The following is a 12,487-nucleotide window of genomic DNA, read 5'->3' on the forward strand; positions in this document are numbered from 1 at the left end:
AAGGACGTGAAGGAACGCCTTAAAGGCCAAACGTCACACCGCCATAGAAGGACCGGCCCGGCTGGAGATAGCCGACCGGGTTTTCATAATACCGGTTCCCCAGATTGTCGCCGCGCGCGAACAGGGTGACGAAATCGGCCAGCTTGTATTCCGCAGCGATGTTCACCGTGACGTAGTCATGACCGATCGTGCTCATGGACGTGTAACGGTCGAGATCGTGCCAACCGCTGACATAGAGCAGGCTTGGCGTGATGCTCAGGCGCTTGGTCGGCGTCCAGATGACGCTGGCTGTGGCCTTGTGGCGGGGCCGGCGCACGAGGGCAGCGCCGGTGCTGCGGTTCGTGGCGTCCGTCCAGGTATAGGTTCCGCGCAGATCCACGCTCTTGATGATGCGGTAATCGACGAAGGCTTCCACACCATGCGTCTGGGCGCGGGCGACATTCACATAAGTGTAGTTGTAGCCCGACAGCGCCGTGTTGATGAGGTTGCGGACATGGTTGCCGTAATAATCGGCGCCGAAGGTCAGCTTGCCGTCCAGAAGGCGCTCTTCAAATCCGGCATCGAAACCCAGGAGACGCTCGGCCCGCAGGTTCGGATTGGCCAGGAAGTAATAGGCCGGGTAGCTGACGAAGAGCTGGTTCAGGGACGGGCCGTGGAAGCCCGAGCCGCCGCTGGCCTTCAGCGTCAGGCCGGTGCCGGGGATCTTCACCGCTGGAGCGACACGCCAGGTCACGTAATTGCCGTAACGGGAATTGTTGTCGTAGCGGATATTGGCCGAGCCGAAGAGAATGTCGTGCCAGTGGCCTTCGAGCTGTCCCCAGGCGGCGTTCGTCGTGGTCTGGGCAGAGACCGGCGTCATGATCCGCTCGCGGATATAGTCATAGCCCACCAGGAAGGAGCCGTTATGGCCGAGATGGGTCAGGCCCTGCCAGTCCACCTTCAGGCGGTCGCCACGGTTGGACGAAATTTCCGGATCGCCAGCGGTGATGTCATGACGGCGATAGGTGATGTATCCAACGCCCAGCGTTTGCTCGAACACGCCCTTGAAGGACTTCAGATGAGCAGTGCCGCGCAGGATAGCCTGTTTGAGATCGCTTTCGTTCTGCTGGGCTGACGGCAGCGTAGGGTAGGAGCTGTAATCGTCGGCGACGTATTCGTAATCCGCCTGCGTCAGATGGGCCGTAAAGCCGAGATCGAAATTGTCCGTCACGTCATAGCCGAGCCGCACATTGGCGGTGCGGTTGTCGTTGCGGTTGGACGCGACGTCATGGTCATGAACCTGCGCACGGATGGCTTTCGGCACGGCCTGATAATCGCCGACATGATTGTGCGAGACTTCGACCATGTAATGGAAACGGTGCAGCGAGCCCGAGAAACCGGCCGTCTGGTTCTTCGTGGAATAGCTGCCGCCTTCGAGACGGACGAAACCGTGCAGCGGTCCCTGCCCCTGTTTGGTCGTCATGTCGATGACGCCGCCCATCGCATCCGCACCGTACAGACCGCTCTGCGGTCCGCGCAGGATTTCCACCCGGGCCAGACCATCGGTGAGGAACTGTGCCGTATCGAATGCCCCGGCCGGCGTGGACGGATCATTGATGTCCATCCCGTCCAGCCGCACCTTCACTTCATTGGAATTGACGCCGCGCATGAAGATCGAACCCGTGGCTCCGGGGCCACCCGAACGCACCATGTTCAGGCCCGGTTCACGCGCCAGAAGATCCGCAAGGTCGCGTCGCTGCAGAAGTTCAATGTCACGCTGGGTCACAACCGTAACCTGCGAACCGACCTTGCTGATGTCCTGCGGGATGCGGTTGGCCGTTACGGTGACGGTCTCGGGGACCGTGGCGGTCACGGCGTCAGGAGTGGTCTGCGGGGCACTGGTGGCTGTCGTCCGGGGAGCGGCCGGGGGTGCCTTGGGCTTCTGCGGCGGTGCCGGTTCCTGGGCCGGGACGGACGCCAGCGCGGGAACGGCGACAAGCATGCTCGTCGCGAAAAGAAGGCAGGAAATACGGGGCATGGCGATAGTAATGTCTCGTCGTTCTGCGTCGCCCTCAAGAAGGAGGCAGACCCGCAGTGACAGGGCCTGACCCGGCGTTCCGATGCACCCCGCCCGGACCGTCCTTCGGACAACTCATGCTGACGGCAGGTCTCCTGGCTCGCGCTCCGGTCTCAGGCCCCTTCCCGGCACCGGGCCAGTGGGTTCTCTCCTGAAGCCGTACTGTCCACCCGTTACGGAGCGACAGTCAGCGCTTACAGTTGCGGGGGCAGCCGCAGTTTTGCACTGCGTTCCCTTTTCACCCGGCAGACCGGGCACCGTCAGGTGTCATGAAGCGCCCCGGGCGGCACAAGTCAAACACAAACATCCATTCATGGCTGATTTGATGCCGCACAACTCTGCAACATTGCTTTCATTCCGTTACAATCCGGTCTTTGCCTCGAATATCCCCGGACGTCAGTGTTCCTGCCATCGGATACAGGATCAGGACACGATCATGACGACCCCTTCTGCTGCCCAGACGGTTCACCACGACCGCGACCTTCCGGCAGGACGCGATGGTATGAAAGCAGAGGGGCCCGGTCTTCCCCAGCGCCTGTTGTGCAGCACCTTCCGGGTCAGGCAGTATAATGACGTCCATGCCCGTGCCGCCGATCTGAAACTGCGCCTGCCGCTGGGCCGCAAACGCCTTCAGCGGATCGAACGCATCCGCGAAGCCGGGGCGCTGTTCATCCATGTTCCCAAGAACGGCGGGACCTCGATCTGTGACCTGCTGTATGGCGGGATCATGATGCATGAAACCTGGCGCTATTATCAGCATGTCGCGCCCGATCTGTGCCGGACCCTCCCCAGCTTCGCGATCTGGCGTGATCCCGTGAAGCGTTTCGTTTCCGCATGGGCCTTTGCCCGTCGTGGCGGCACGTCACGGGTAAAAATCCATCCTTCCGTCAACGCGCTCTACCGCTCGTTCCATACGCTGGACCATGCCATCGAGCACGTGGGATCCTGTTCGTCCGTTTACGAGATGGATCATATCTTCCGTCCGCAGACCCTGTATGTCTGCGACCGTAATGGCCGGCTTGCCGTCGATCAGCTGTTTTCGATGGACCAGATTTCGTCCCTGCCCGATCTGGTGCCTGTCCTGAAGGGCAAAACCATTCCCCATCTGAACGGCAACAGCCACGATGTCGTCCCCACGGCCGCACAGGCGAAAAGGATTCGACAGATCTACAGCGCAGACGAAGCACTGCGTCCCGCAGGATGACTTTTTGAAACGATCGCCCCCAGAAAAACGGGTCATGTCTTCCAAATGTCACAATGCGCAGGGAGTTACCTGCCCTTTCGCGCCGTTACATCAGCGAAATGTGACTAAATTGCCATACCCCCTTCATGTCATACTGTATCACTCTACATCTGATTGAAATAGAGCCGGCACTCATGCTTTTTCTCGGTTGAAAGTTCACCTGACCGAGAAAGACCGAAAATACGATGCGCCTTGCTCGCCTGCTTTCGACTTCGGCCCTGTTTGCGTTCGGTACGGTGTCGGCATTTGCCGCACCCGCAGACAGCACGGCCTCTTCTGACAAGAAGAGCCCTACGAAAGTCGCTGCTGCCGCCCCGTCCATGATGGGCAATACGGCTCCAACAGACGAACATGAAGAACATGTCTCCGTCAGCGGACATCACACCTATTTCGATGGCGTAACGCGCCGCGATGTCGGTGGTGGTCTGATGCAGAAACAGGACTCCGCGAAGTCCGTTTCGGCCATCTCCCGTGACTACATCGAAAAGCAGGCACCGGGTCAGGACCCGATGCAGCTGATCGCACTGCTTCCGGGCGCAAACGTTTCGTCTTCCGATCCGGCAGGCCTGACGGGCAGCCACATGAGCGCCCGCGGCCTCGACCAGTCGCAGATGGGCTTCACGCTTGAAGGCTTCCCGATCAACGATATCGGTTCCTTCTCGGTCTATTCCCAGGAAATCGTGGACTCCGAAAACCTGCGCAAGGTCAGCCTGGCACAGGGTTCCGCCGACCTCGACAGCCCGCATCTGAGCGCCACCGGCGGCGTGGTCGACATGTACATGATCGATCCGAAGATGAAGAAGGGCGGCGCGTTCGACGTCTCCTACGGTTCATACGATTACACGCGCGGCTTCCTGCGTCTGGATACCGGCAAGATCGGCCAGACCAACCTGCGCGCCTATTTCTCCGGCTCCTATGCGACCGAAGACGCCATCCACTCCATGGCCACGAACCGAAAGCTTCATGCCGAAGCGAAGTTCGTGAACGACTGGGGTGACGGCAACCGCGTCTCGCTCGCGATCGTCGGCAACCGCCTTTACAACTACCTGACGCCGAGCGTGAACCAGGCGTCCTGGGAGACGTACGGTTTCGGTGTGAAGGACCAGTACATCGCGCCCTGTTACAGCGGCAGCACCTGTACCCGTCCGAACGGCACGACGTTCAAGAACACGTCCGGCTCCACGATTTCCAACACCTCTTATAACGGTGTCTACAAGGACCCGACCGGCAAGACGACGGCAGGTGACGCCAGCTACTACAAGCTGCATCAGAACCCGTTCACCAACATCTATGCCAGTGCGCCTTCCACCTTCAAGCTGACGGACCACCTCGTCCTGACGGAAACGCCGTATTTCTGGTACGGTGACGGCAGTGGCGGTGCGGCCTACAGCCTTCCGACGAGCTGGGGCGCCACGTCCATGAGCGGTACGCTCGATGGCAAGACGCAGACGAAGGGCAGCCTGATCTACGAGCCGTCCATCACGACGACGTATCGTCCGGGTGCCGTCACGAAGCTGACGCTGACCACGGGTGTGAACCGTCTGATGGTCGGTTACTGGTTCGAATATGCCAAGCAGTCCCAGACCGCACCGGCAACGGGCATCGCTTCCGATGGTACGCCGTGGAACCTGTGGGGCGCCGGCCCGAACTTCGTGTTCAATGACGGCACGACCTACCAGTACCGTCAGAGCCTGACGCAGACGCGGACGCATACGATGTTCATCGGCGACAGCCTGTCGCTGCTGCACAACAAGTTGACGATCGACGGCGGCCTGAAATATGCCATCGTCACCCGCGATGCGCACAACATGCTGCCCGATACGTCCACGGGTCCGTACATCAACAAGACGTATTACCAGCCGCTGCCGACCGCTGCGATCCGTTACCAGATCAATCCGGAAATGCAGGTCTTCGTCTCGGGCTCCACGAACTTCCGTATCCCGACGAACTACTCCCTGTACGACGCTGGCACCTATTACAAGAACGGTGGCTATTCGACGCACGGCTCGACCAACCTGCAGCCTGAAATCTCGATTTCGGAAGAAGCCGGCTGGCGTTACACGGGTCCGACGGTCATGGCCTCGGTCACGTACTTCCACTACAACTTCACGAACCGCTTCTTCTCCCAGAGCGAATGTCTGGACGAGAGCTGCAGCAGCTACGCAACCGGCAGCATCAACGCTGGCGGCCAGAGCACGAACGGTGTGGATGCCGAAGTCGGAACGCGTCCGATCTTCTATCACATCCGTCCATATGTCTCTTTCGAGTATGTTGATGCCCGCACGACGAGCAACCTGCGTGCCGGCAGCGGTTCGTCCATCGACTATCTGCCCACCAAGGGCAAGTTTGCTCCGGAAACGCCGAAATATCAGGTTGGCTTCAACCTCGATTATGACGACGGCAATGTCTTCGGTGCCTACAACCTGAAATACGTCGCCAAGCAGTATTCCACGTTCATGAACGACGAAAGCATCCCGGGCTACGTCAAGATGAACATCACGGTGGGCTACCGCTTCAAGAACCTGGGCTTCCTCCAGGCTCCGAACGTCAAGCTGAACCTGACCAACATCACCAACAAGCACTATCTGGGCTTCCCGATTGGTCTGCAGACCAATGCCACGACGATGCGCGGCATCTTCGGCAACACGGTCAAGGGTTCCACCCCGACCTACATGATCGCGGCACCGTTCGCTGCGACGGGTTCCATCAGCGCCGGTTTCTGATCCCTTCAGATCCTGCTGAGCCTGAATGCCCCATGCCGGTCTCCGGCATGGGGTTTTTCATGCCTGGAAGGGCTTTTGTGCAAGGCTGCCGTGCCCTTGCGCTCTACCCTGCAATATGGCCATTTATGACTGCGCCAAAGATGAAAAGGATCCACGGTGGGCAGAACGAAAACGACAGCCAGATCAGCGCTGGATATTTATCTGGACGCCCTGCGGGATCACCTGTCCATTGAATCCAAGGCGATCGAGACCGCGCTTTCGGAGCTTCCGGTATGTGAGCAGTATCCGGGGCTGTGCAGCCGGATGGAGCAGGATCTGGCGATGGGCCGGAGCCATGCGCGGGAGATCACGATCATTCTGTCCCGGCACGGACACCCTGCCCCGGTTCCCCATGAGACCGTCTCGTCCATTCTCAGCACTGTCTCGGGGCTGCTGCATGGGGGTGAGGAGCATGACGTTCTGAAGAACGTGCTAGCGGCGAGCGGGTATCGCGCGCATCAGATCGCCTCGCTTCAGGTGCTGATCGTGCTGGCACGGCAGCTTGGCTTTGCGCAGGACGCGGCCGCGCTGGACTGTCTGAAGGATGAGGAAATAGCGGCGGCCGGAGCGCTTGAAGGGCTGATGCCGGAAATCGTGGCGCAGTATCTGGCGGCGGACTGAGGCGGCTCAACGCGGCTTGCAAGACATCCGTGAGGGCGTAAACTTCGGGCATGTCCTCATTCCGCTTCCTTCATGCTGCTGACATCCATCTCGACAGCCCCCTGAGGGGGTTGAGCCGTTACGAGGGGCTTCCCGAAGCGGAAATCCGCGGCTCCACGCGGCGCGCGCTGGACCGGCTGGTCGAGACGGCACTCACCGAAAAAGTCGATTTCGTCGTGCTGGCCGGCGATCTGTATGACGGATCCTGGCAGGATGTGGGGACCGGGCTTTACATGGTCCGGGCGTTGAGCCGGCTGGTTCAGGCGGGCATCCGGGTCGTCACGCTTTCGGGCAATCATGATGCCCAGTCGGTCATTGCGCGCGAACTGCCGCTGCCGGACGGGATCGACCATTTCTCCTATGATGCGCCGCAGACGCTGCACTGGCCTGAACTGGGTGTGGCGCTGCATGGGCAGAGTTTCCGGGACCGGCATGTCACCCAGGACATGACGCGATCCTATCCCGCGCCGGTGGCGGGGTGTTTCAATATCGGGGTGCTGCATACGTCGCTCTCGGGATATGGGGAGCACGAAACCTATGCCCCCTGCTCCGTCGAGACGCTCTCGGCCAAGGGGTATGATTACTGGGCGCTGGGGCATGTCCATGCGCGCGAAATTGTCTGCGAGCATCCGTGGATCGTATTTCCGGGCGTGCTTCAGGGGCGTCATGCGCGGGAGACCGGGGCCTGTGGCTGTGAGCTGGTCACGGTTGAGGACGGGATCGTTCAATCCGTCGAATTCGTGGAATGTGATGTCGTGCGCTGGGCCCGGCTGGAGCTGGATGTCAGCGGGATGCAGACCATGGATGCGGTTCTGGGCGCGGCGCGTCAGGCGATGGAAAACGCGCTCTCCGATGCGGGCGGCCGGACGGTTATTGCGCGGATTGTGCTGACGGGGCGAAGCGTTCTGCATGACCGGTTATGTGCGTCGCAGGCGTGGAAAGAGGATCTGCGGGGCATTGCAGTGTCGATGGCGCAGGGGACGGCCCAAATCGCGCTGGAGAAAATCCGCAACGAGACGTCCGCGCCCGTGCATCGTGCCGGGGTGGCGGAGACGCGGGAGCTGGATCTGGCGCTTGAGGGGCTGATGCAGGACGAGGATTTTCTCGCGTCCCTGCCCGAGGCGTTTGAAGGTTTTTTCTCCGCCCTGCCCTCCTGTGTCGAGCGGGACAGTCTGATGCCGGACGGGCGGTTTCCGCTTGAAGAGGCGCGGGCGGCGTTGCGGGCGCGGCTGGTGGGGGAGACGGAATAATGCGTTTCGAACGTCTCGATCTTCTGCGCTATGGCGGGTTTCAGGATGTCACGCTGAACTTTCCGAAGGGGAAGCGGGACCTGCATGTCATTTACGGGCCGAACGAGGCTGGAAAATCGACGACGCTCTGTGCGATCCGGGATTTCCTGTTCGGGTTTCCGCATCATATTGCCGGAGACTGGATGACGGCAGCGCCGCTGCTGCGGGTCGGGGCGTGTCTGGAGCAGGACGGGACGGTTTTCGAGGGTGTGCGGCGTCGGGGGCGGAACCAGACGCTTTTTGCGGCCGATGACAAAACGCCTCTGGATGATCTGCCGCTGCGGACCTGGCTGGGTGGGCTCGATGCGAAAGGGTTCGAGGCAGCCTGGGCGCTGGATCATGCGCGGTTGCGGGACGGCGGCGAGGAAATGCGTCGGCTGAAGGACGATGCGGGGCTTCAGATCCTGGCGGCTGGTCTGGGTCTTGAGGGCGTCGGGAAACTGGCTGCGACGCTTCAGGACGATATCAATTCGGAATGGAAATCCGGACGCGCGCGCTCGGCCCTGCAGCAGGCGAAGCTGAAGCTGAAGGAGTTGCAGCAGACGCTGCGTCAGGACACGACGACGGCGCGGCAGCTTTCCACCGCGAACCGGGCGCTGTCTGTTTCTGAATCGGAACGGTTGGCTTGTGAGAAGGAAGCGCAGGCTCTTGGCGTGCGTCGCAGGACCAACTCGCGTCTGAGAATGACATCCGTTCCGATTCAGAAACTGATGGAGACGGAAGCGGAGATTGCCGCATTTCCGCACTGGGATCTGACGGTTCAGGACTGCGCGCGGATTGAAAAAATCCTGGAAAATCTGCACCGGGAAGAAGAGGCGCTTTCGGCTGCGCGCCAGAAACTTGAGGCGGTGTCCGGGCAGGTCCGGGAGTGTGGCGAGCCGCATCCCGTTCTGGCGGAGCAGGATGCCATCCGCGCACTTCTGGGCCGGGGTGTTCTGGTTGAGCGTCTTGAGGCGGCGGCAGGGGACCGTCAGGCGCGACTGACGCGGGACGGGATCTGGCTTGAGCAGTTCTGGGCGCGGCATGGCTGTGAGCCGGACGTGCTGCCAGACCTGTCGGAACTGGATGATCTGGACCGGCGGCTTCAGGAACGCGCGCTGCTGCACACGCAGGAGCAGGATCTGCGGGACAGGCTCCGGGAGACGGAGCAGGCGCTGAATGCACTTCACCCGCAATCCGTTTCGGATACGGATGGAAATGGAAACGGGGAGCGTCTGCGTCTGTTCCGGCTGGAACTGGATGAGGCGCGGAGCCTTGGTCCGCTGGATGAGCGGATCGATGGTCTTTCGGAGGCGATTGCGCGGCAGGAAGACGTCACGGCGTCTGCTTATGGGGCGCTGTTGCCCTGGCGTGCGACAGGCGCGGACCGGAAGGCCGAGCTGACTGCACTTGCCTTGCCGGACATGGCGGCGCTCGAAGAGGAAGCGCGACTCCGGGCGGGGCTGGAAGAGCAGCGCCGGATGGCGCGCGAGGACGAGCAGGCGGCCGAGACGGACCGCGCGCATCTGGAACAGCAGCGGCGGCGGCTTGAGGAAGGCGGACAGGCCGTTTCACGCGAGCAGCTTTCCGCGGCGCGGCAGGAACGTGACCGGCTGTGGCAGGAGATGGAACGTCATTTCCAGTCCGGGGCCTGTCCACCTCCGGCGATGCGGGAGGCCTTTGGCGTTCTGGTCCAGAATGCGGATGGTCTGGCGGACCGGCGTCATGACCATGCCGAGCAGTCGGCGCAGCTTGCGGCGCTGTCGCGTCAGGTTGAGGATCTGGCGCTGAAGGCGGGAGAGGCCCGGCGCAGGGCAGCACATGCGGAAGCGGAACTGGATCGGCGTGATGCTGCATGGGCGGCTCTGCTGGGGACGTTGGGCGCGCCGGTCCTGCCTCCTGCTCCGCTTCAGGTCTGGATTACGCGCCGTCAGGCGGCGCTTGCAGCCGAGGAGCAGTTGCAGGGCACGCGGGCGCAGTTGCAGGCCGCCATGCAGTCCCGGGCGGATATGAGCCGGCGGTTGCAGGCTTTCGTGCCGGCATGTCCATCCGAACGGCTGGCGGTTCAGATCCGGCAGGCGGCGTCGGTTCTGGAGCGCGACGAGGCCCTGGCAAGGCAGAATGAGGCCCGGAATGCGGATCAGCGCCGGTTGCAGGAGGCTGTGGCAAAAGGCAGGGCGGCTCTGGCTGGGCTGGAGCGCAAACTGGCTCAGTGGGACGAAGACTGGGCGCTGGCCTGTCAGGCCTGTCGTTATCCGGGGCGGCCGGACCGGACGGATCTGCGGGATGTGCATGATGCGCGCGTAATCCAGACACGGATGGAAAGCGAACAGAAGGAACAGGCCGCCGAGACGCGTGATATTGCGGCGTTCCGCACGGAACTGGGGACGTTCCTTCAGCGCCACGGACAAGGATCGGCGGCCGAACTGGAAGCTTTCCTGACGCAGGCGCTGGCCCGCGAGCAGAAACGGCAGAATGTGGTTCAGGCTCATGCCGCGCTTGAGGCCGAGGTTGCGCAGAAGGATCTGAAGATTGCGTCGCTGGTGGCGGAGCTGGCGCCTGTGCGGTCAACGCTGGGTCTGGGGCCGGACGATGATCTGCGTCATGCACTGTCGCGGGCGTGCGAGCGGGCTGCATTGTGCGACAGGCGTGACGAGTTGCGCGATCAGATCCTTCAGGCCGGAAATGGCCGGCCGATCGACGTTCTTCTGGAAGAGGCCCGCGAGACGGATCCGGCACAGCTTGAAGAAGAGTTCGAGGCCATCGAGGCGGAAACGGTGGCGCTGAACGCCCGCAGGTCGGAGGTGGACGAGCGTCTGTTTACCGCGCGCAAGGTTCTGGACGATCTGGAAAATGCCCGGGGCGTTCATGAGACGGCTGAGGAAATCCAGGAGACGGAAGCGGATATTGCCGAGCGGGCCAGCCGCTATATCTCACTCAGGCTTCAGCAGCTGATGCTGTCGCGGCTGGTGGAGCAGGGGCGACAGCAGGCCCACGGACCATTGTTGTCCCGCGCCGGAGCGCTGTTTTCGCGGCTCACGCTTGGGCGTTATGTGGGGCTTGCGACGGAAGAGGACGGGTCGGACGGGCTGGTTCTGGCGGGATGCCGGCCGGGGAACACGTCGCTTGTTCCCGTTCATGCCATGAGCGAGGGCACGCGCGACCAGCTTTATCTGGCGTTGCGTCTGGCGTCGGTCGAGCAGGCGCTGGAGCGTGGAATCCGTCTGCCTTTCCTTGCGGATGATCTGTTCGTGACGTTTGATGAAGAGCGCACGGAGGCGGGTCTGAAGATTCTGGCGGAGATTTCGGAAAAAACGCAGGTTCTGTTTTTTACCCACCATGGGTATATCTTAAATCAATCGAAAGAAATTGGCTGTCTTACGGAACTATAATTCCGTTTCTAAAAAAATGTTTACTTTATAACATTCCAATGCTTCGCAGTTTCGTGAATGACACCGAGTGACGAAATAGTATGAAATACAGTCTGGCTATTTTCCTTTGAGCTGATTTTCCATATAGCCATCCTGACATGGGTGTTTTGACTGGTTTTACTATTAAAAATGGTGTTTAACGGCATTCCCACTTTCCTTCACGGAGCACAGTCGTGACTGAAAGCCCCCGCGGTAGCCTGAATGCACAGCGCATCATCCCGCTCGCGACCCTTGCGGCACCTCCCCGTGGAATGGACCCGATCGTCGTTCGTCTCAGCACGGCCCTGTCTGCGGGCGTTGCGGAGATTCTGGAGCAGGAACGGGCGGTTCTGGTGCTGTCACGGCAGTCCACGGGCAGGCTTTATCTGGATCAGCACCAGTTCTCGACTCTGGCCACGCCGCCGCGTGTTGAACCTACGGCGGATGTCTTTCTGCTGAGCGTCACGCGCAGTGCGCTGCTGCGGTATCTTCCGATGCTTGCGGGGCTGCCGCCCCTGTCTTTCAATATGGAGAAGGGGCCGGGGGCGTTCCTGCTTTCCGCGGGGTCCATGCTCGAGGCCGGTGTGCTGGAAGGCACGATTCCGCAGACACGCCAGCGCCTTATGCAGCATGTCACGGATCTGCTGATTACGACAATCCTGGACTGTTTGGAGCTGGAAGTCAGTGTCGCGGGGCGGCGCCGGCATCGGCAGAAGCATATCCGACACTATATCGAGACACGCCTGCACGAGCATGATCTGACGCCGCAGAGCATTGCGGAAGCGTCGGGGATTTCCACCCGGGCGCTCTATCAGCTTTTCGATGGCGAGGAGGGGGCGGTCGCGGGGTGGATCCTCAACCGGCGGCTTGAGCGGATCCATGCGGATCTGACGAACCCGGCCCATGATGCACTGCCGATCGCGCAGATCGCGCTGAACCACGGCTTCCGCAATGCCGCGCATTTCTCCCGGCGTTTCCGGCAGAAATTCGGGGCGTCCCCGCGGGAAATCCGGCAGCGTTCCGCCTTGCGGCTGGGGCGGCTGGAACAGACGGGATCGTCAGGGCGACGCTAACCAGAACGGGGCTAA

At 61.4% G+C, this 12,487-nt stretch carries 7 protein-coding genes and 1 riboswitch; of the genes, 6 read left to right on the top strand and 1 reads right to left on the bottom strand.

Annotated elements, in window-relative coordinates:
• Positions 1-19: 19 nt before the first annotated feature.
• On the bottom strand, positions 20-2,017 hold the full coding sequence (locus GLS_RS05490; protein WP_041111511.1) for a TonB-dependent receptor plug domain-containing protein: 1,998 nt from the start codon (positions 2,015-2,017) through the stop codon (positions 20-22).
• A gap of 107 nt (positions 2,018-2,124) precedes the next feature.
• A riboswitch (cobalamin riboswitch) is annotated at positions 2,125-2,333 on the bottom strand.
• Between the two features lie 159 nt (positions 2,334-2,492).
• Here GLS_RS05490 and GLS_RS05495 point away from each other — a divergent pair.
• The 6 genes from GLS_RS05495 (at position 2,493) to GLS_RS05520 (ending at position 12,472) form a co-directional block, all read left to right on the top strand.
• A complete protein-coding gene (locus tag GLS_RS05495) occupies positions 2,493-3,260 on the top strand; it encodes a sulfotransferase family protein (protein ID WP_052327481.1) in 768 nt (255 codons plus the stop codon).
• Between the two features lie 224 nt (positions 3,261-3,484).
• The gene (locus GLS_RS05500) at positions 3,485-6,022 is read left to right on the top strand and encodes a TonB-dependent receptor (RefSeq protein ID WP_041111512.1); all 2,538 of its coding nucleotides are present in this window, start codon (positions 3,485-3,487) and stop codon (positions 6,020-6,022) included.
• A 156-nt stretch (positions 6,023-6,178) separates the two neighbouring features.
• Entirely contained in the window at positions 6,179-6,682 is a 504-nt protein-coding gene (locus GLS_RS05505) for a ferritin-like domain-containing protein (RefSeq protein ID WP_041111513.1), read from the top strand.
• 50 nt (positions 6,683-6,732) lie between these two features.
• Positions 6,733-7,971, top strand: a complete 1,239-nt coding sequence (locus tag GLS_RS05510; protein ID WP_041111514.1) for a metallophosphoesterase family protein — start codon at positions 6,733-6,735, stop codon at positions 7,969-7,971.
• Positions 7,971-11,381, top strand: coding sequence for an ATP-binding protein (locus tag GLS_RS05515; protein ID WP_041111515.1), 3,411 nt, complete (start codon positions 7,971-7,973; stop codon positions 11,379-11,381). Before GLS_RS05510 ends, GLS_RS05515 begins: the two co-directional genes overlap by 1 nt.
• A gap of 212 nt (positions 11,382-11,593) precedes the next feature.
• Positions 11,594-12,472, top strand: coding sequence for a helix-turn-helix domain-containing protein (locus tag GLS_RS05520; RefSeq protein ID WP_041111516.1), 879 nt, complete (start codon positions 11,594-11,596; stop codon positions 12,470-12,472).
• Positions 12,473-12,487 lie beyond the last annotated feature (15 nt).

Source organism: Gluconobacter oxydans DSM 3504 (assembly GCF_000583855.1).
Taxonomy (GTDB): Bacteria; Pseudomonadota; Alphaproteobacteria; order Acetobacterales; family Acetobacteraceae; genus Gluconobacter; species Gluconobacter oxydans.

Bases quoted from the DNA above. Each gene is read 5' to 3' on its own strand.
- GLS_RS05490 (WP_041111511.1), bottom strand. From the start codon at position 2,017: ATGCCCCGTATTTCCTGCCTTCTTTTCGCGACGAGCATGCTTGTCGCC.
- GLS_RS05495 (WP_052327481.1), top strand. From the start codon at position 2,493: ATGACGACCCCTTCTGCTGCCCAGACGGTTCACCACGACCGCGACCTT.
- GLS_RS05500 (WP_041111512.1), top strand. From the start codon at position 3,485: ATGCGCCTTGCTCGCCTGCTTTCGACTTCGGCCCTGTTTGCGTTCGGT.
- GLS_RS05510 (WP_041111514.1), top strand. From the start codon at position 6,733: ATGTCCTCATTCCGCTTCCTTCATGCTGCTGACATCCATCTCGACAGC.
- GLS_RS05515 (WP_041111515.1), top strand. From the start codon at position 7,971: ATGCGTTTCGAACGTCTCGATCTTCTGCGCTATGGCGGGTTTCAGGAT.